At 63.7% G+C, this 19,176-nt stretch carries 16 protein-coding genes; 9 read left to right on the top strand and 7 right to left on the bottom strand.

Annotation, left to right across the window (positions count from 1 at the left end; all coding sequences use genetic code 11):
• Positions 1–2: 2 nt before the first annotated feature.
• Complete coding sequence (locus tag CK218_RS19390; protein ID WP_095828565.1) at positions 3–1,424, bottom strand: MFS transporter; 1,422 nt, start codon at positions 1,422–1,424, stop codon at positions 3–5.
• A gap of 210 nt (positions 1,425–1,634) precedes the next feature.
• On the opposite strand from CK218_RS19390, the gene CK218_RS19385 reads away from it, so the two are divergent.
• The 5 genes from CK218_RS19385 to CK218_RS19365 all read left to right on the top strand — a co-directional run bounded on the left by CK218_RS19385 (position 1,635) and on the right by CK218_RS19365 (position 4,997).
• Positions 1,635–1,880: a type II toxin-antitoxin system prevent-host-death family antitoxin gene (locus CK218_RS19385; protein WP_095783229.1), complete on the top strand. Its 246-nt coding sequence runs from the start codon at positions 1,635–1,637 to the stop codon at positions 1,878–1,880.
• Positions 1,877–2,326, top strand: a complete 450-nt coding sequence (locus CK218_RS19380) for a PIN domain-containing protein (RefSeq protein WP_095778616.1) — start codon at positions 1,877–1,879, stop codon at positions 2,324–2,326. The genes CK218_RS19385 and CK218_RS19380 overlap by 4 nt, the downstream gene beginning before the upstream one ends.
• Before the next feature lie 142 nt (positions 2,327–2,468).
• Positions 2,469–3,971, top strand: a complete 1,503-nt coding sequence (guaB, locus tag CK218_RS19375) for an IMP dehydrogenase (protein ID WP_095828564.1) — start codon at positions 2,469–2,471, stop codon at positions 3,969–3,971.
• Between the two features lie 43 nt (positions 3,972–4,014).
• The gene (locus CK218_RS19370) at positions 4,015–4,563 is read left to right on the top strand and encodes a hypothetical protein (protein ID WP_245435101.1); all 549 of its coding nucleotides are present in this window, start codon (positions 4,015–4,017) and stop codon (positions 4,561–4,563) included.
• Positions 4,564–4,577: 14 nt separating this feature from the next.
• On the top strand, positions 4,578–4,997 hold the full coding sequence (locus CK218_RS19365) for an MAPEG family protein (protein ID WP_095828563.1): 420 nt from the start codon (positions 4,578–4,580) through the stop codon (positions 4,995–4,997).
• A 105-nt stretch (positions 4,998–5,102) separates the two neighbouring features.
• Here CK218_RS19365 and rnd read toward each other — a convergent pair whose 3' ends face one another.
• The 3 genes from rnd to CK218_RS19350 all read right to left on the bottom strand — a co-directional run bounded on the left by rnd (position 5,103) and on the right by CK218_RS19350 (position 9,024).
• The gene (gene rnd, locus CK218_RS19360; RefSeq protein WP_067000650.1) at positions 5,103–6,254 is read right to left on the bottom strand and encodes a ribonuclease D; all 1,152 of its coding nucleotides are present in this window, start codon (positions 6,252–6,254) and stop codon (positions 5,103–5,105) included.
• 170 nt (positions 6,255–6,424) lie between these two features.
• Complete coding sequence (locus CK218_RS19355; protein ID WP_067329973.1) at positions 6,425–7,663, bottom strand: MFS transporter; 1,239 nt, start codon at positions 7,661–7,663, stop codon at positions 6,425–6,427.
• A 128-nt stretch (positions 7,664–7,791) separates the two neighbouring features.
• Positions 7,792–9,024 carry an MFS transporter gene (locus CK218_RS19350; RefSeq protein WP_095828562.1) on the bottom strand — a complete coding sequence of 411 codons (1,233 nt, stop codon included), beginning with the start codon at positions 9,022–9,024 and terminating at the stop codon, positions 7,792–7,794.
• Between the two features lie 97 nt (positions 9,025–9,121).
• Between CK218_RS19350 and CK218_RS19345 the strand changes: the two genes are divergently transcribed.
• Positions 9,122–9,880, top strand: coding sequence for a DeoR/GlpR family DNA-binding transcription regulator (locus tag CK218_RS19345; RefSeq protein ID WP_095828561.1), 759 nt, complete (start codon positions 9,122–9,124; stop codon positions 9,878–9,880).
• A 118-nt stretch (positions 9,881–9,998) separates the two neighbouring features.
• Positions 9,999–11,786, top strand: coding sequence for an aspartate--tRNA ligase (gene aspS / locus CK218_RS19340; RefSeq protein WP_179294546.1), 1,788 nt, complete (start codon positions 9,999–10,001; stop codon positions 11,784–11,786).
• A 309-nt stretch (positions 11,787–12,095) separates the two neighbouring features.
• On the opposite strand, the gene CK218_RS19335 is transcribed toward aspS, so the two are convergent.
• Positions 12,096–13,286 (bottom strand): hypothetical protein, encoded by a 1,191-nt coding sequence (locus CK218_RS19335; protein WP_095828559.1) that lies wholly within the window; start codon positions 13,284–13,286, stop codon positions 12,096–12,098.
• A 391-nt stretch (positions 13,287–13,677) separates the two neighbouring features.
• On the opposite strand from CK218_RS19335, the gene parC reads away from it, so the two are divergent.
• Positions 13,678–15,933 carry a DNA topoisomerase IV subunit A gene (gene parC, locus CK218_RS19330; protein ID WP_095828558.1) on the top strand — a complete coding sequence of 752 codons (2,256 nt, stop codon included), beginning with the start codon at positions 13,678–13,680 and terminating at the stop codon, positions 15,931–15,933.
• 241 nt (positions 15,934–16,174) lie between these two features.
• Complete coding sequence (locus tag CK218_RS19325; RefSeq protein ID WP_095828557.1) at positions 16,175–17,374, top strand: AI-2E family transporter; 1,200 nt, start codon at positions 16,175–16,177, stop codon at positions 17,372–17,374.
• Here CK218_RS19325 and CK218_RS19320 read toward each other — a convergent pair.
• Positions 17,362–18,258 (bottom strand): DMT family transporter, encoded by an 897-nt coding sequence (locus CK218_RS19320; RefSeq protein ID WP_095783239.1) that lies wholly within the window; start codon positions 18,256–18,258, stop codon positions 17,362–17,364. The genes CK218_RS19325 and CK218_RS19320 overlap by 13 nt on opposite strands.
• 121 nt (positions 18,259–18,379) lie before the next feature.
• The gene (locus tag CK218_RS19315; RefSeq protein ID WP_067000678.1) at positions 18,380–19,144 is read right to left on the bottom strand and encodes an arginyltransferase; all 765 of its coding nucleotides are present in this window, start codon (positions 19,142–19,144) and stop codon (positions 18,380–18,382) included.
• Positions 19,145–19,176 lie beyond the last annotated feature (32 nt).

The following is a 19,176-nucleotide window of genomic DNA, read 5'->3' as shown; positions in this document are numbered from 1 at the left end:
GCTCATTTCCCTGCGGTCCCCACCGCCTCTAGCGTCTTCGGCGTCGTCAATTTGCCATGTCCCGACACGGCATTGCCGGCGTCCGGCGCCAGCCGCATGAAGGTCAGCGATGCCGCCGCCGAAACCGCCGCGACGATGAAGAAGGCGATGTGGAAATCGCCAAGCATCAGCGGGCCGCCATGGATCGAAGTCGACACTTCGAGGATGCCGCCGGCCAGCGCCACGCCGAGCGCGATCGACAACTGCTGGAACACGGCAACGATCGGCGTCGCCTTGCTGGTGTCGGCGGTCGATACTTCGGCGTAGGACAGCGCGTTGACGCCGGTGAAGAACATCGAGCGGATGAAGCCGCCGACCAAAAGGATCGCGAGCATCAGCGCATAGGGGGTTGCGGGGGTGAAAAGGCCGTAGATGGCAATCGAGCCGGCGGCGATCAGCGATCCCCAGATCAGCACCCGCCGGAACCCGGCGAGCCTGAAGAGCAGCGCGGTGACGAACTTCATGCCGATGGCGCCGACCGCGGAGACGAAGGTGATCATACCGGACTGGAACGGCGTCAGCCCGAAGCCGATCTGGAACATCAGCGGCAGCAGGAAAGGCACCGCGCCGATGCCGATGCGGAACAGCGAGCCGCCGAGCACGGAGGAGCGGAACACCTGGTTTCTGAAGAGCTCCAGCGCCAACAGCGGGTTCCTGGCGCGCCGAGCATGCAGCAGATAAAGCACGCCCGAAACCAGGCCGACGGCAACGGTAATGAAGCCGGCGATCGGCGGCAAAGCGGGGAGGCTGACCACCGAGAGGCCGAAGACGATGCCGGACGCCGCGAGGCCGCTGAGCACGAAGCCCGGGAAGTCGAGCGGCGGCGTTTTGGCGGGGTCGGTTTCCGGCAAATAGCGGGTGGCAAGCCAGATGCCCAAAAGCCCGATCGGCACGTTGATCAAAAAGATCCAGTGCCAAGTGAAATAGGTGGTGATGAAGCCGCCGATCGGCGGGCCGACCAACGGCCCGACCAGCGCCGGCACCGTCAGCCATGACATCGCCGCGACGAGCTCGCTCTTTGGCGTCGCGCGCACCAGCACCAGGCGCCCGACCGGCGTCATCATGGCGCCGCCCATGCCTTGCAGGAAACGCGACACCACGAAGGCCGGCAGCGAATTGGAGAAGGCGCAGGCGACCGAGCCGGCAATGAAGACGGCGATCGCGGCGCGAAACACGTTCTTGGCCCCGAACCGGTCCGCCATCCAGCCGCTAATCGGAATGAAGATTGCCAGCGACACGAGATAGGCCGTCAGCGCCAGCTTCAGCGCGATCGGGCTGGTGTGGATGTCGATGGCGATTGCCGGCAGCGAGGTCGCGATCACGGTCGAATCCATGTTCTCCATGAAAAGTGCGACCGCCAGGATGAGCGGGATGATGCGGTTCAAGGGGACGCCCTGATTTGACTTCGCGATTCCGGGCCTGGCTTTGGGGGCGAGCCGGCACGCCGGGGCGGTACCACCAATTGGCCCGGATGTCGCATTAATTTGCTGTCACTTTTGTGCGACCGCAACCCTCGCTGGGAATCATCGCGCGCGCCGCTTGATAAACAGAGCCTCTGGGTTATTGTAGTGAAAATAACTACAGGTTATGCAGCCATGGACGAAACCGTTTCGGCAGCCGATGCCAATCGCAGGTTCTCCCACATCCTGCGTGATGTACGCGAGGGCCACAGCTACGTCGTGACCACCCATGGGCGGCCGGTGGCGCGGATCGTGCCTGCGCAGAAGCACGAGGGCGTGGCCTCCCGCTCGCACGCAGCATTGCTGTCGCGCCTCGAACGGCAGCCGATCCTCAATGCCGGACACTGGACCCGCGATGAACTTTATGAGGACGATCGGTGAAGGTCGCCATCGACCCCAACGTCCTGGCCTATGCTGAGGGCGTTAACAACGCAGAGAAGCGCGACGTCGTTATCGAACTGCTACGCAACGTTCCACGAGAGGCCGCAGTCATTCCGGTCCAGGTGCTGGGCGAACTGTTCAATGTTCTCGTCCGCAAGGCCGGAAGACATTCCCAGGAAGCTCGGGATAAGCTGCTTAGCTGGAGCGACGCCTTCGCGGTTGCCGGAACGACGCCGGAAGTGATGATGAAGGCTGTCGATCTTGCGGCAGACCATCGTTTCGGCATCTGGGATGCTGTCATTCTTTCGACTGCTTCGCAAACGGGTTGCCGGCTACTCCTGTCGGAAGATCTGCAGGATGGCTTTACCTGGGGCGGTGTAACAGTCGTCAATCCTTTTGCATCGCCGCGGCACGCTCTGCTGGATGCTCTCCTAGGTGCGGAATAGGAACCTGAAGCGTCTCGCAACGATCGGCTTTTCATCGCCTGCGGGACGTGTTACCAGCCAGCGCCAATCCTGAAAGGGAAGATGAGAGTCGGCGCTGGCCATTTCGGCCCAGCGCCTTTTCCGCATTCAAAAAGGACTGGCCATGGCAAAAATCATCGAGACGTCCACCGGCGCATTGGCGCTGACCTTCGACGACGTGCTGTTGCAGCCCGGCCATTCCGAGGTCATGCCCGGCGAGACCGATATCCGCACCCGCATCGCCACCGACATCGACCTCAACGTGCCGATCCTCTCGGCCGCCATGGACACGGTCACCGAAGCGAGGCTGGCGATCGCCATGGCGCAAGCCGGCGGCATCGGCGTCATCCACCGCAATTTTTCTCCGGCCGAGCAGGCCGAGCAGGTCAGGCAGGTGAAGAAGTTCGAATCCGGCATGGTGGTCAATCCTGTTACCATCGGCCCCGACGCCACGCTCGCCGACGCCCTGGCACTGATGCGCGCTCATGGCATTTCCGGCATTCCGGTAGTCGAGAACGGCGGCACCGGCGGTCATACGGTCGGCCGGCTGGTCGGGATCCTCACCAACCGCGACGTGCGCTTCGCCTCCGATCCGTCGCAGAAGGTCTACGAATTGATGACCCGTGAGAACCTGATCACGGTGAAAGAGAATGTCGACCAGGACGAGGCCAAGCGCCTGTTGCACAAGCATCGCATCGAGAAGCTGGTGGTGGTCGACCGCAAGGGCAATTGCGTCGGCCTGATCACCGTCAAGGATATCGAGAAGTCGCAGCTCAACCCGCACGCCACCAAGGACGCTCAGGGGCGGCTGCGCGCAGCGGCCGCCACCAGCGTCGGCGACGACGGCTTCGAGCGCGCCGAGCGCCTGATCGATGCCGGCGTCGACCTTTTGGTCATCGACACCGCGCACGGCCATTCGCAGCGCGTGCTGGACGCGGTGACGCGGGCGAAGAAGCTCTCCAATTCGGTGCGCATCCTGGCCGGCAACGTGGCCACCGCCGAGGGCACGCAGGCGCTGATCGATGCCGGCGCCGACGCCGTCAAGGTCGGCATCGGCCCCGGCTCGATCTGCACCACCCGCATCGTCGCCGGCGTCGGCGTGCCGCAGCTCTCGGCGATCATGTCGGCGGTTGAGACGGCTGAGAAGTCGGGCGTGAGCGTCATCGCCGATGGCGGCATCAAATATTCGGGCGATCTCGCCAAGGCGCTCGCTGCCGGCGCAAGTGCCGCCATGATCGGCTCGCTGCTTGCCGGCACCGACGAGAGCCCGGGCGAGGTCTATCTGCACCAGGGCCGCTCCTTCAAGGCTTATCGCGGCATGGGTTCGGTCGGCGCCATGGCGCGTGGCTCGGCCGATCGCTACTTCCAGGCCGAGGTGCGCGACACCTTGAAACTGGTTCCTGAGGGCATCGAAGGACAGGTTCCCTACAAAGGACCTGTGGCTGGCGTGCTGCACCAGCTTACAGGCGGCCTGAAAGCCGCTATGGGTTATGTCGGTGGGCGCGATCTTGCCGAGTTCCGCGAACGCGCCACCTTTGTGCGCATATCAAACGCCGGACTTCGTGAAAGCCACGCCCATGACGTCACGATCACCCGCGAAAGCCCGAACTATCCGGGCGGACTTTGATCAGGCGGACGAGCGGCCGGATCGCTTGGGGCTATGGCGCAACCTGATCGTCACGGTGTTGCGCCTGTCGCGTCACGCGGCGGCGCTCTCGATTGCGTCCGCGGCGATCTTCATCGCCATGACGGCGCTCGAGTTGTTTTATTTCCGCCACCTGAGCGGCGGGCTCCCTTCGCTCGACATGCGTGTTACCGGCTTCACGCCGGATGAGGGCATGGCATGGCTGACGGCGCTCGGCCGGCGCGGCAGCGAGATCATCATCGTTTGGCATTATCTGACGTTTGATCTGCTCTTCCCGGCGCTGCTGTCGCTCACCTTGCTCAGCCTGATCCTGGCCTTCGGCAGGCGGCTGAGCACTTTCCGCTCCATGCCCGCGCAATTGAAGGCGCTGTCGGCACTGGTCCTGGTGTTGCCCTATACGATCGCCGACTACGCGCAGAACTTCGCCGTGGCGCGGCTTTTGTCGGATTTCCAGTCGGCCAATCCCGACTCGCTGGCCTTCGCCTCGTCGCTGACCGTGACAAAGTTCACGCTTTTGGCGATCCCCTTCGCGGTCGTTGCGGTCCTGGCGCTTGCCGGGCAGCGGCGGCGTTAAACGGTAGGGGCAAGATGAACCAGACCGCCATCTTCTGGCCGATGCTGGCGCAGGTGCTGCTGGTCTACATCGTCTATCTGGTGATGCTGAAGCGGCGTTATCTTGCCGTGAAGTCCGGCGAGGCCAAGATCAGCCAGTACAAGGTCCGCTCGACCGAGCCGGCCTCAAGCGTTACCGTCGCCAACAACCTCATCAACCAGTTCGAGCTGCCGGTCCTCTTTCACGTGCTATGCTTGGCGCTGTTCGTTACCGATGGCGTGAATTACCTGACGCTGACGCTGATGTGGCTCTTCGTCGTCACGCGCTATGTGCACGCCTGGGTGCATCTCACCAGAAACTATCTGCTGCACCGCAGCCGCGCCTTCTTCCTCGGCGCGGGCATCCTTCTCGTCGCCTGGATCTGGTTCGCGCTGCACCTGCTTGGGGCGGTGTAGATTGATGCATGTCGCCCAGAAGCGTGCGCGGTTCTGGGACAACGACACGCCATGAAATTCAAGTATTTGAAGCGGTTGCCGGAATCCGTTTCGGCGCGACGCGCTTTAAAGGTCGAATACCGCTATCCTGCGCTTGTCGAACTTGATGCCGATCTCGCCGCGCACCAGTCTAAGCGCCTGCTCGCCGAACACGGCACGCCGCCAGCCTTGCAGCGCCGGCACGTCGGCGGCATCACCCTCGGCGGCGATGCGGTCGATGTCGTCGCTCGAGGCGAGCACCTTGGAGGCGACGCCTTCCTTCTCGGCGACGATCCTGAGCAGCACCTTGAGCAGTTCCGCCGCCGCGCTCGAGCCCTCCGGCGGCTGGAACGTCTTCGGCAGCTTGGGCATCGCTTCCTTCGGAAGGGAAAGGGCGGTGTTGACGGCGCTGAGCAGCGCGGTTGCCGTCGCCGAACGCTCCCAGCCCTTCGGCGTCGTCCGCAGCCGCCCCAACGCAGTCGCGTCGCGCGGCGCCTGTTGCGCGATTTCGTAGATAGCATCGTCCTTGAGCACGCGGCCGCGCGGCACGTCGCGCTCGCGCGCCTCGCGTTCGCGCCATGCCGCCACCGCCTGTACGATCGCCAGCTCCTGCGGCTTGCGCAGCCGCATCTTCAGCCGCTTCCAGGCATCCTCCGGATGCGGATCGTAGGTCTGGCGCGAGGTGAGGACGTCCATCTCCTCGTTGAGCCAGTGGGCGCGGTCCTCGCGCCTCAGCTCGGCGCTGAGGTGCTCATATACCTTGATCAGGTGGGTGACGTCGGCGAGCGCGTATTCGAGTTGCTTGTCGGAGAGCGGCCGGTGCCGCCAGTCGGTGAAGCGCGAGGATTTGTCGAGCCGCGCGCCGGTGATGCGCTGCACCAGCTGATCGTAGGAGACGCTGTCGCCGAAGCCGCAGACCATGGCCGCCACCTGCGTGTCGAACACCGGATGCGGCACCAGATCGCCCAGATGAACGATGATTTCGATGTCCTGGCGTGCGGCGTGAAAAACCTTGACCACCGCTTCGTTGGCCATCAGCCGGAAGAAGGGTTTGAGGTCGATGTCGGGCGAAAGCGGATCGATCAGCGCCGTCACGCCCGGCGCGGCCATCTGGATGAGGCAGAGGATCGGCCAGAAGGTCGTTTCGCGGATGAATTCGGTATCGACGGTTACGAATTCGGACTTTTCGAACGCCGCGATGACGCTCTCGAGTTCTTTCTGGGTGGTGATGACGTGCATCAATTCGCTTTTGGCATCATATCAGGCCTCTTTCAATTTCAGCCGCAAGCGCTTTCGTCAAGCCGCAGTTAGAGCAATTCCAGGAAAAGTGACGAACGGTTTTCCGTCCGGAATTGCGTAAAAACAAAGAGATAGAGCGGTTCGGCGCTTCCGCGAAACGCTGAAAAGCTCTAGTCCTGCTTGTCGGAATCGCCGCCCCGCCGCGCCAGTCGCGCGAACAGCGTCGACGTGCGCAAAAGCGCGGTGAAGCGGCTGCGGCTGCCGGCCGGCACACCCGACCGCACCTGCATGCGGTAGAGGATCACGATGATGAGAACGGCATAGACGACGGCGTTGAAAACGAACAGCGCGCTCGGCCCGAAATGTTGCATCACCGCCGAGGCCGCAATCGGACCGCCGATCGCGCCGAAGGAGTAGAACAGCATCAACGCCGCGTTGATCAGCACGAATTCGCCTTTGCCGGCGCGGTCGTTGGCATGCGCTGCCGATAGTGAATAGAGCGGCATCGCGAAGCTGCCGAAGATGAAAACGATGATGAAGTTGAGGAACGGGTCGGCGCGCGCCACGAAGGCCAGCGCCAGCGCGGCAAGCATGGCGCAGCACGTCGTCGCCAACAGCACCGAGCGCCGGTCTCGGCGGTCGGAGAGATAGCCAAGCGGATATTGGATGAGGGCGCCTCCAAAAATACCGACGCTGACGAAGGTCACGACATCGGCAACCGACATGCCGATCTCCTCGGCATAGACCGGCGACAGCGTGCGAAAGGCGCTGTTTGTGAGGCCGACGGCGATGCAGCCGATCGAGCCGAGCGGCGAGATCCGCCAGACGCGCGGCAGGTCGAGCTTGACGTCTTCCGGAGGCGCCGGGTTCGAGCGGTCCCCGAGCGAGACCGGCACCAGCGAAAAGGTGATCATCATCGACATGACGGCGAAGATGGCGAAGCCGCCGGCGCCGAAGATCGGAATCAGGAATTGCGCGCCGGTAACCGAGCCGATGTCGACCATGCGATATATGGCGAGCACCCGGGCGCGGTCCTTGTTGCCGACGCCGGAATTCAGCCAGGCTTCCATGACGGTGAACAGGCCGGCGAAGCAGAAGCCGCCGGCAAAGCGCACCGCGCACCACATGACGGGGTCGATGACGAGCACCAGAAGCAGCGTGCCGACCGAGGCGATCGCGGCCAGCGCGGCAAAAGTCCGGACGTGGCCGACCGCCTTCAGGATACGCGTGACGGCCAGGCAGCCGAGCAGGAAACCGGCGAAATAGAACGTGCCCATCAGGCCGATATCGGAAGCGGAAAAGCCTTCCTGCGCGCCGCGCAAGGCAATCAGCGTGCCCTGCAGCCCGTTGCCGCCAAGCAGGATGCCTGCGGCAATCAGGAGCGGAATAAGCGGGCGGATGGACGACATTAAAGAGAGGCAATCACGGATCTGTGACCTCTTCTTGGACCATAGATCCTGTCAACGCCAGCCCAAATGCAACTTCACATCCTTGCACCCGGTCGAGGAGATGGGCTGCCAATTGGGGTAGGGGTGTCCTAAGCCTTGCCGGCCCGTATTTCTATCTCCAGCTCGACCGTAGCAGGTGTCTCGCCCGGAAACGCATGGATGTTCTCCGCGGCCGGCCTCCGGCCAAGTGAACCTACCGTCAGCAGGCTGAGCGCGATGAAGGGGATGCCGATGCCATAGGCGGAGCGGATGCCCCAATGGTCCGATACGAAGCCGAGCAGCGGCGGGCCGAGTAGGAAAGCGATGAAGGAAATCTGCGAGAGCGCCGCGACGTTGATCGCCGCCGGGCGATCCGTCCGTTGCGCGGCGGCGGAGATCGCCAGCGGGAAGAGGGCGCTGCTGCCGATGCCCAACAGGGCAAAGCCAAGCATCGAAACGGCCGGCAGCGGCGAGAAGAAGACGATGAGCACGCCGGCCGCCATCGCTGCCAAGAGCACGCGCGCGACCCCGCTTGGCGAGTGGCGGTCGACGAAGGAGTCGGCGAAAAAGCGTGTGGTTGCCTGCGAGAGGGCAAACAGCGCCACCGTCAATCCGGCGACGAAGGGGCCGGAGTCGAAGACGGTGCGCATGTAGATCGCCGACCAGTCGATGCTGGCGCCTTCGAGGAGCATCGCCGAAAGCGTCACGGCGACCAGGACCAGGATCGGCAATGTCGGCCGTGCGAACATCGGCGCCTTGTCGCCGGAGTTGGCGAAGCGGGCGGGCGCCGGCTCGAAGCCGCCGAGAAACAGAGCCGTTGCAATGGTCACCATCGGCACCACCAGCGCCAGATGCAACTGCGGCGACAGGCCGAGATGCGCCATGGCGCCGCCGAACAGCCCGGCGCCGAAGAAGCCCGCGCTCCAGAAGGAGTGCGCCCGGTTCATGATTCGGCGCTTGAGCAGGAACTCCGTCCGGTCGGCCTCGACATTGAGGATGATCTCGACGCTGCCGATCATCAGACCGACCGGCAGCAGCATCAGGAACAGCCCAAGCGGCCCCGGCGCGTGCACCGCGACCGAATAGGCGAGCGCCAGAAGCGGGACGAGCCAGAGCAGCGCGCACCGAAAGCCGACACGCTCAAGGACGGGCGTCGCGAGCGTCAATGCGGTCAAAGTGCCGATCGGCGTCCCGATTAGGCTGAGCCCCAGCGTGCCGTCCTCGATCGCCATGGCGTGCTTGATGTCCGGCAAGCGCGGAAAAATGTTGCCCATCGCGAAGGAGTAGATCGCGAAACCGGCATAGACGCGATGCTGAGGGGCGAGTTTCAAGCCAAAGGTCATTGCGACTTTCCATCGGGGAAGGGCGGACGGCACTGCGCATTTTCTTGCATGAACACGCAAAACAGGCAAGAACATGCACAAAGAAATAGGATCGTGCATGCTCACCGAGGAACGGTATCAATTTATTCGCGACCGGCTGGCAGCGGAAGGCAAGGTCCTGGCCGGCGAGCTCGCCAGCCGCTTCGGCGTTTCGGAAGACACGGTTCGCCGCGATCTGCGGGAACTGGCCAAGGCCGGGCAGTTGCGTCGCGTGTATGGCGGTGCGGTAGCGCCGGCGCCTTTCGCAGCGGCAACGATCAGCGAGCGCGCTCGCCACGCCCCTGAGGAGAAGCTACGCCTTGCGAAGGCCGCAGTCGGTATGCTGAGATCCGGACAGGCCCTGTTCATTGACGGCGGTACGACCAACGAAGCGATCGCCAGGGCCATCCCGCGCGATATCGAGCTGACGGTCGCTACCAATTCGCTGGGCGTCGCATCGGCACTCGCCGATCTGCCCCTGGTCGAGCTGATTGTGCTGGGCGGCCGGTATGTCCGCGACCTCGGCACCTGCGTAGGCGGCGATACGCTGGCTGCCGTGGCGCAGCTTGGCGCCGATATGTTCTTCCTTGGCTCCTGCGGCCTCGATGCCTCGCGTGGCGTCACCGCCTTCGATTCGGCGGAAGCGGAGGTCAAGCGCGCCATGGCCAGGAATAGCGCCGGCATCGTGATCGCCGTCACCAACAACAAGCTCGCCACCGCGGCGCCTTATCGCGTCGCCGCGCCCGAGGCGATAAGCCATCTGGTGGTGGACAAGACGGCGCCTCCAGCCATCCTTGCCGATTTCGAGCGCCTGGGTGCCGAAATCCACTTTGCCTGACCTGGGGCACCGCGCCTGCGTGTGACCGCTTGCCTTGACAAAGACGGCCTCTCATGCGCTTTTCGCGCCAATTTTCGAGCCGGGCTTTCGCCCGCAATTCCGGACTCCACCAATGACAATGCATCGTTACCGCAGCCACACCTGTGCCCAGTTGAGAAAGACCGACGTCGGCAATTCGGTCCGCCTGTCCGGCTGGGTGCATCGCGTGCGCGACCATGGCGGGCTGCTGTTCATCGATCTGCGCGACCATTACGGCCTGACCCAGATCGTCGCCGACCCGGACTCGCCGGCCTTCAAAGTCGCCGAGACGGTGCGCGGCGAATGGGTGATCCGCATCGACGGCGAGGTCAAAGCGCGCCTGCCGGAGACCGTCAACGCCAATTTGCCGACTGGCGAGATCGAGATTTTCGCGCGCGAGATCGAAGTGCTGTCGGCGGCCAAGGAGCTGCCGCTGCCGGTGTTCGGCGAGCCTGAATACCCCGAGGACATCCGCCTGAAATACCGCTTCCTCGACCTGCGCCGCGAGACGCTGCACAGGAACATCGTTGCGCGCACCAAGATCATCGCCGAGATGCGCAAGCGCATGGACGAGGTTGGTTTCACCGAGTTCTCGACGCCGATCCTGACCGCGTCGTCGCCCGAAGGCGCGCGCGACTTCCTGGTGCCCTCGCGCATCCATCCCGGCACCTTCTATGCCCTGCCGCAGGCGCCGCAGCAGTATAAGCAGCTGATCATGGTCTCCGGCTTCGACCGCTACTTCCAGATCGCGCCCTGCTTCCGTGACGAGGATCCGCGCGCCGACCGCCTGCCCGGCGAGTTCTACCAGCTCGACCTCGAGATGAGCTTCGTCGAGCAGGATGACGTGCTCTCCACCATGGAGCCGGTGCTTCGCGGCGTCTTCGAGACCTTTGCCGCCGGCAAGCCGGTGACTCAGCAATTCCGCCGCATTCCCTTCGACGAAGCGATGCGGACCTACGGCACCGACAAGCCGGACCTGCGCAACCCGATCGAGATGCAGGCGGTCTCGGATCATTTCCGCGATTCCGGCTTCAAGGTCTTCGCCAACATCCTGGCCAACGATCCGAAGGCCGAAGTCTGGGCTATCCCCGCCAAGACCGGCGGCAGCCGCGCCTTCTGCGATCGCATGAACTCCTGGGCGCAGGGCGAGGGCCAGCCGGGTCTCGGCTACATCTTCTGGCGCAAGGAGGGCGACAAGCTCGAAGGCGCCGGACCGATCGCCAAGAACATCGGTGAGGAACGCACTGAGGCGGTGCGCCAGCAGCTTGGCCTTGCCGATGGCGACGCCGCCTTCTTCGTTGCCGGCGACCCGAAGAAGTTCGTTTTCTTCGCGGGCGCCGCGCGCACCCGCGCCGGCGAGGAGCTGAACCTCGTCGATCGCGATCGCTTCGAGCTCTGCTGGATCGTCGACTTTCCGTTCTTCGAATGGAACGAGGACGAGAAGAAGATCGACTTCGCCCACAATCCGTTCTCCATGCCGCAGGGCGGCATCGACGCTCTCAGCGGTCAGGAGCCGCTGGGCATCAAGGCGTTCCAATACGACATGGTCTGCAACGGCTTCGAGATCGCTTCCGGCGGCATCCGCAACCACCTGCCGGAGACCATGGTCAAGGCCTTCGAGATGGTCGGCCTCGATCGCCAGACGGTCGAGGAGCGCTTCGGCGGCCTCTACCGCGCCTTCCAGTATGGCGCGCCGCCGCATGGCGGCATGGCGGCCGGCATCGACCGCATCGTCATGCTTTTGGTCGGCGCCAAGAACCTGCGCGAGGTCACCATGTTCCCGATGAACCAGCAGGCCTATGACCTACTGATGAACGCGCCTTCGGAGGCCACCCCGCAGCAGCTTCGGGAGCTGTCGCTGCGCGTCGCCGTCGCGAAGAAGGACTGACGCGGGGGCTCATCCTGAATCGATGGTAGCTCCGGGAGCGATTGGCGGCTGGCCATCGCTCCCAGAGCCATTTTCTCAAGGATTGGGTCGGAGCGTGTGGGCGACCACCCGGATTTCAACCAATTGCTGCGGGAATGCCAAGCCCGAGACCCCGAGGAGGGTCACGGCGGGGCGGTGTGGTCCGACATACTCCATGTATAGAGCGACGAACGCCTTCGTCGAGGAGGTCAGGCCCCGATCGTAGGAAAACGGCGATCCGGATCATCCGAACCGCCGTTGGATAATGCTCGCAGGTGCGAAGCGCCCCGATCAGTCCTCGTTCGCCTTGACCTTCACGCCCAGCGTCTTCGGCAGGTCGAGCGGGTTGGACATGGCGCCGGCCATGATCAGCGCGAACGGCACCGACGCCGGCGGTTCGGCCGAGATCTCGAGGCTCTTGGGGTCGTCGAGGAACTTGTTGACCGCGGCCGATACCTCGGCCGTCAGTTCGGGATTGTTGAGCTGCGCCATGCCGAACGGCACGATCGCCTTGGCCTGGTTGGCGACGTCCTTGCCGGACATGCCCTGCTGCTTGCCGACATAGTCGAGCACCTTGCCGGTCAGCGAATCGTCGTCGAAGCGCACCGAGGCGCCGTTGAAGGACAGCTGCTGCAAGAGGCCGAGCATGGCCATGCCCTGCGCGGAATTGTCGGCACCCTCGGGCTGTGCGGCGAACTTCTTTTGCATCTCCTGCATCGACTTGATGAAGTCGAGGGTGTAGCCGCCGAGATTGAAGGTCATGCCGAGCGTGCCGGCATTCTCGACCGAGATGTCATATTTCGACAGCTCCATCTTGCCGTCGCTGGGCTGCCAGGTGCCGGCCATCGAGACCGTACCGGAGATGTTCTGGTAGCCGAGCGCTTGGATCGCCTCCTTCGACTTCGGGTCCTCGACGAGTGTCAGGTCGGCGTTGAACTTTTCCGTGTTGGCGGTGAAGTCCATCGCTTTGCCGTCGGCCGGCGGGGTGATCTGGACGGCCAGCCCGTCCATCGAGAAGGCTGTCTTGTCGCCGACCTTGACCGTCATGTTGGAGAGCTCGGCCGACTTGTACATCATCAGCGAGCCGAGCGGGTCGGTGCTGCCTTCGGCCGGCACCTTCATGCCGTGAATGACAACGGGGCTGAGATTGAGCGTCACGCCGTCCTGGCTGCGCTCGAAGGCCGAGCTCGAGACGGTCGCGATCTCGAAGCCGCCATTGGCCTGGGTGATGCCCTCCAGCTTCACGTCGCCGATCGGCACGGCTTCCTTCTCGGCTGCCGGCTTGATGGAGACGCCCTGCAGCACCGCGTTCGAATTGTCGCCGGAGACGCCGGTCCAGGAAATGTCGACGCCCTGGGCGGCAAGGGCCGCCTTGACGCGGTCGGCCACCGCCGGATCGGCGGCGAAGGCGGTGTTGAGCGGCAGGGCCAGCAGAATGGTTGAAAAAGCCAGTTTCTTGAGCATTGAGCGTTGAATTTTCATGGCGAGTTCCCTGTCCTGAAAAGTGTTTTTGAATTCTACTCCATCACCATTCCGCGACGAACGGGTCGGGAACAAGGCGTTTCCCGGCACATTTGTCGAAAACGGCGATGAAAAGCAAACCCGGCCGGCACGCTTTGCATGATGCGGTGAATTTGTCATGAAGACCGCGGCTCTCCCGCGCCGGCGCGTTGCCTGCCCAGATAGAGCGCGCATGTAACAGATTGATGTTGGCCGGTTAGCCCGCTTGCTGCCGGGGCCGGTTGCAGAATGGGCAAACTGGAATGTTCAACTTGCCGCTTCCGTGAAATCCTTCACGTCGCCATTTGCGACGAATCCGCCGACTGCCAACCCGGCGCTTGCCGCGAATCACCCGCTCGGCTAGTCCAAATCCATGGGCAAAAGGCATTTGCCGCCTGAAGACAATGGCGGCGGCGACAACATCGAACCGGTCGATCTGAAGGAAGCGCTCGAGAAGCGCTATCTCGCCTATGCGCTGTCGACCATCATGCACCGGGCGCTGCCGGATGTGCGGGACGGACTGAAGCCGGTCCATCGCCGCATCATGCATGCCATGCGGCTCTTGCGGCTCAATCCGGATCAGGGCTTCGCCAAATGCGCCCGCATTGTCGGCGAGGTGATGGGTAAGTTCCATCCGCATGGCGACCAGTCGATCTACGACGCGCTGGTGCGGCTCGCGCAGGAATTCTCGATGCGCTACCCGCTGGTCGACGGGCAGGGCAATTTCGGCAATATCGACGGCGATAACGCCGCCGCCATGCGCTACACCGAGGCGCGCATGACGGAGGTGGCGACCGAGCTGCTTGCCGGCATCACCGAGGACGCCGTCGACTTCCGGCCGACCTATAATGAGGAGGACGAGGAACCCTCCGTTCTTCCCGGCGCCTTCCCGAACCTGCTCGCCAACGGCTCGTCCGGCATTGCGGTCGGCATGGCGACCTCGATCCCGCCGCACAACGCCGCCGAGCTTTGCGACGCGGCACTTCATCTGATCGAGCATCCGGACGCGCCGGTGACGAAGCTGATGGATTTCGTCCAAGGGCCGGATTTCCCGACCGGCGGCATCATCGTCGACAGCCGCGCCTCGATCCTCGAAGCCTATGAGAGCGGCCGCGGCGGTTTCCGCGTGCGCTCCAGATGGAGCCAGGAGGACCAGGGCAGGGGCACCTGGAGCATCGTCGTCACCGAAATCCCCTATGGCGTCCAGAAGGCCAGGCTGATCGAGAAGATCGCCGAGCTCCTGATGGCGCGCAAGCTGCCGCTGCTCGAGGACGTCCGCGACGAAAGCGCCGAGGATATCCGTATCGTGCTGGTGCCGAAGAGCCGCAGCGTCGATCCAGGCATCCTGATGGAATCGCTGTTCAAGCTGACCGAGCTCGAAAGCCGCTTCCCGCTCAACATGAACGTGCTGTCGCGCGGCAAGGTGCCGAACGTCCTGTCGCTGAAGGGCGTGCTGAGGGAATGGCTCGATCACCGCCGCGACGTGCTGATCCGCCGCTCGAGACACCGGCTGGGCGAGATCGAGAAGCGGCTGGAAATCCTGGCCGGCTATCTGATCGCCTATTTGAACATCGACGAGGTGATCAGGATCATCCGCGAGGAGGACGAGCCCAAGCAGGTGATGATGGCCCGCTGGTCGCTCACCGACAATCAGGCCGAAGCCATCCTCAACATGCGGCTGCGCGCCCTGCGCAAGCTGGAAGAGATCGAAATCCGCAAGGAGTTCGACGGCCTTACCGAGGAGAAGAAGCAGATCGAGGCATTGCTTGCCTCCGACGCCAAGCAATGGGCGACGATCAAGTGGGAAGTCGCTGAGGTTCGTAAGAAGTTCGGTCCGGAGACAGAGCTCGGCAAACGCCGCACCCAGTTCGCCGACGCGCCCGAGCATGACCTCACCGATATCGCGCACGCCATGATCGAGCGCGAGCCTGTCACCGTCGTGGTTTCGGAAAAGGGCTGGCTCCGCGCGATGAAGGGTCACCTGACCGACTATTCGCAGCTTGCCTTCAAGGAAGGCGACAGCCTGAAGCTCGCCTTCCACGCGCAGACGACCGACAAAATCCTGGTCTTCACCACCGGCGGCAAGTTCTACACCATCGGCGCCGACCGGCTGCCGGGCGGGCGCGGCCATGGCGAGCCGATCCGCATCATCGTCGACATGGAGAACGACCAGGACATCGTCACCGCCTTCGTGCACGACCCGAAGCGCAAGCTGCTCTTGGTTTCCTACGACGCCAACGGCTTCCTCGTCTCCGAGGAAGAGGTGATCGCCAACACCCGCAAGGGCAAGCAGGTGATGAACGTCAAGGCGCCGGACGAGGCCAAACGCTGCATTCCGTTTGCCGGCGACCATCTCGCCATCGTCGGCGAGAATCGCAAGATGCTGATCTTCCCGCTGTCCGAAATCCCGGAAATGGCGCGCGGCAAGGGTGTGCGCCTGCAGAAATACAAGGACGGCGGCGTGCTGGACCTGAAGACTTTCGCGATTGCAGCGGGGCTGACCTGGCAGGATTCGGCCGACCGCACCTTCACCAAATCGCGCGAGGAATTGGCCGAGTGGATCGGCGCCCGTGCAGCCGCAGGTCGCATGGTGCCGAAGGGTTTCCCGAGGACGGGGAAGTTCGGCTAGCCAGGCTCCCCCTTCTCCCCTGTAGGAGAAGGTGTCGCCGAAGGCGACGGACGAGGGTGTTCCAGGGAACACAGACATCTCACTCCGCTGGAACATCCCTGATCCGTCTCGGCGCTACGTGCCCATCCACCTTCTCCCACATGGGAGGAGGCTAGGCGCAAACATTTGGACTATCGTCACGATTGCTGCACTATGATGGTGCATAAGCAACCATCGGAGCTGGCAGGGGAGAACCGCAGGGTTGAAGCGGGCTGAGATCCAGAAACCAGGGCAGCGCCTGTTCGGTCTGTCGGCGCCGCTGAGGGCAGCCGTCATCCCGCCGCTGTCGGCGGCGCGCTGGCTCCTGGTGCTGATCGTCGCCGCCGGCGTCTATTTCTTCCACGGCTTCCTGTTCCCGGTGCTGGCGGCGCTCGTCATCGCCTTCGCCAGCTGGCCGCTCTACCGCCGGCTGCTCGCCGGGGTCGGCGGCAATCGCACGATCGCCGCGACCCTCGCGATCCTGTTCATCCTGACCTTCCTGGTGGTGCCGATAGCGCTCGCCGGCACTTACGCCATCAACGAGCTTCGCGAGTGGGTGGTGTGGGCGATCGAGACCAACCGCAACGGGTCCGCCACGCCGCAATGGATCGCCACCATGCCGGTCGTCGGTGAATGGCTGAACCAGCAGTGGACGGCCAATCTCGGCCATCCCGGCGGCATCGGCGAACTGATCCAGATGGTCAGCGGCTCCAACATCGGCACCATCTATCGCGGCGCGCTGGCCGCCGGCGGCAGCGCCTTCGGCCTGCTGCTCACGCTGCTTTTCATGCTGATCGCGCTGTTCTTTGCCTATCGCGACGGCGAGGGCTTCGCGGCGCAGGTTGATCGCCTCGGCGAGCGCATCTTGCCGACGCGCTGGGAGCGCATCTCGCGTGTCGTGCCGGCCACCATTTCATCGACCGTCACCGGCATGACGGTCATCGCCATTGGCGAGGGCGTGGTGCTGGGCGTCGCCTATTGGCTGGCCGGCGTGCCGTCGCCGGTCACGCTCGGGGCGCTTACCGGCATCATGGCGCTGATCCCGGGCGGGGCGCCGCTCTCCTTTACGCTGGTGTCGATCTACCTCGCGGCCAGCGGCAAGTTGTTTGCGGGCCTCGCGCTGTTCGTCTGGGGCGCGGTCGAGCTTTTCATCGTCGACAAGACGCTGCGCCCGAAGCTGGTCGGCGGGCCGATCAAGCTGCCTTTCCTGCCGACCTTCTTCGGCCTGATCGGCGGCGTCAAGACGATGGGCTTCCTCGGCCTGTTCATAGGCCCTGTACTGATGGCGCTGCTCGTCGCCATCTGGCGCGAATGGCTGCGCGAGGTCGAGCTGATGGATGAGCTTCCACCTACCGCTGAAGAAGGGAACGGGCCGCCACGGATCGAGACGGCGCCTGAGACCAGGAAAATTCAGGCCGGGTAGGCGACGGCGAGCGCCGCGCGGCGCCTGCGGCCTTCGTGCAATTGCCAGAGCGAGTGGGCTACCAGCGCCACGATCAGGATCGCGCCGCCGATCAGGCTGTTTCCCGTCGGAGCCTCGGCAAAGACCAGCCAGACCCAGACAGGCGCGAGCACCGTCTCCAGAACGTAGAACATCGCCACCTCCGGCCCTGAAATATATTTCGGGCCGGCGGCGAGACAGAAGAACGAGATCGGCATGATCACCGCGCCGTTGAAGATGATCCACCACGGCGCGTTGACGTGCAGTCCTTCACCCGAGACCATGAATGCGGCGAGCGCCAGCGGAAAGACGACGCCGACCAGCGCGGTGAAGCCCATGTCCTTGCCGCTGGCGCGCGAGATGGTGATGGCGAGTGCGACGAAGAAGGCCGAGCAGAGCGCCATGAAATCGCCGAACAGTTTTCCGGTGCCGACCGAACCCCCGACAATGATCAGCACGCCGACGATCATCGCCAGCATTGCGATCACGGTGCTCAGCCGCGGTCGTTCTCTGAGGAACAGCCAGGAGAGCAGCGCCGCGAAGACGGTGTTGAAGGCTAGGATGAAGACGAGGTCGGCGGTCGAGGTATGATAGACGGCGGTGACGAAAGTGATGGAAGTCAGGCCGTAACAGATCGCCGCCGCCAGGCCCGACCAGCCGGGGATGAGCTTCGGCACGTTGCCGCGCACCGCTCGCCAAACGACCCAAATCAACAGGGTGGCGACAAGCGTTGTCCCGGTCCGCAGCGCCATGATGGTCCACGGGCTGCCATCCGCGAGCCGGATCAGGGGAATGTCGAAGGTGAGCACCAGGCCGCCGATAGCGGTGATCAGCAGGCCTTTCTGATGGTCGTGGTGGGAAGACATGATAGGTCTCGCAATGATTTGCAGGCGGTGGCTGGCTCGATGGCGCACTCTTCCAGCGAGTGGCGGAAACATCAGCTTCCTGCCCCTTGAAACAGTTTAAGAACGGGCTTTGGAAAAAACGTCAGCGACTGACCGCTTCGTGGTCGTAGCGTTCCCAGCCTTTCGGGCCGAGATGCTCCTGCGGCATGAAACGCATCTTATAGCTCATCTTGCGCGAGCCGTTGACCCAGTAGCCGAGATAGACGTGGGGCAGTCCCATCGCCTTGGCGCGGGCGATGTGATCGAGGATCATGAAGGTGCCGAGCGAGCGGTCCTCGAAATCGGGATTGAAGTAGGAATAGACCATCGACAAGCCGTCGGCCATCTTGTCGGTCAGCGCCACCGCGATCAATTCACCCTGGCCCTTGCCGGTGATGAAGGTGTCGGGGCCGCGGCGCCGGTATTCGATGATCTTGGTGTCGACATGCGTGTCCTCGACCATCATCGCATAGTCGAGCACTGTCATGTCGGACATCCCGCCGCGGCGATGGCGCGCGTCGAGATAGGCGCGAAACAGCGAATATTGCTCGGTGGAAGGCTGCGCGTCGTGCATGGCGCCGATGAGGTCGGCATTGCGCTGGGTGACGCGGCGCATGTTGCGGCTGGCGGTAAACTCCTGCGCCAGGATGCGCACCGACACGCAGGCGCGGCAGGATTCGCAGGCTGGCCGGTAGGCGATGTTCTGGGAACGCCGGAAGCCGCCTTGCGTGAGCAGATCGTTCATCTCGGGCGCCTTGTCGCCGACAAGGTGCGTGAACACCTTGCGCTCGAACTGGCCCTCCAGATAGGGGCACGGGGACGGCGCGGTCAGGAAGAACTGCGGCGACTGGGTCGGATGCTGCGTCATCGATTCTTGGACACGCTCCTGCGAATCGCCCT

Source organism: Mesorhizobium sp. WSM3879, assembly GCF_002294915.1.
Lineage (GTDB): Bacteria > Pseudomonadota > Alphaproteobacteria > Rhizobiales > Rhizobiaceae > Mesorhizobium.
This window is presented reverse-complemented; position numbering and strand designations above follow the sequence as displayed.

Coding starts and splice junctions, on each gene's coding strand:
- CK218_RS19385 (WP_095783229.1), top strand. CDS start 1,635: ATGGACGAAACCGTTTCGGCAGCCGATGCCAATCGCAGGTTCTCCCAC.
- guaB (WP_095828564.1), top strand. CDS start 2,469: ATGGCAAAAATCATCGAGACGTCCACCGGCGCATTGGCGCTGACCTTC.
- CK218_RS19365 (WP_095828563.1), top strand. CDS start 4,578: ATGAACCAGACCGCCATCTTCTGGCCGATGCTGGCGCAGGTGCTGCTG.
- rnd (WP_067000650.1), bottom strand. CDS start 6,254: ATGCACGTCATCACCACCCAGAAAGAACTCGAGAGCGTCATCGCGGCG.
- CK218_RS19355 (WP_067329973.1), bottom strand. CDS start 7,663: ATGTCGTCCATCCGCCCGCTTATTCCGCTCCTGATTGCCGCAGGCATC.
- CK218_RS19350 (WP_095828562.1), bottom strand. CDS start 9,024: ATGACCTTTGGCTTGAAACTCGCCCCTCAGCATCGCGTCTATGCCGGT.
- CK218_RS19345 (WP_095828561.1), top strand. CDS start 9,122: ATGCTCACCGAGGAACGGTATCAATTTATTCGCGACCGGCTGGCAGCG.
- aspS (WP_179294546.1), top strand. CDS start 9,999: ATGCATCGTTACCGCAGCCACACCTGTGCCCAGTTGAGAAAGACCGAC.
- CK218_RS19335 (WP_095828559.1), bottom strand. CDS start 13,286: ATGAAAATTCAACGCTCAATGCTCAAGAAACTGGCTTTTTCAACCATT.
- parC (WP_095828558.1), top strand. CDS start 13,678: ATGGGCAAAAGGCATTTGCCGCCTGAAGACAATGGCGGCGGCGACAAC.
- CK218_RS19320 (WP_095783239.1), bottom strand. CDS start 18,258: ATGTCTTCCCACCACGACCATCAGAAAGGCCTGCTGATCACCGCTATC.
- CK218_RS19315 (WP_067000678.1), bottom strand. CDS start 19,144: ATGACGCAGCATCCGACCCAGTCGCCGCAGTTCTTCCTGACCGCGCCG.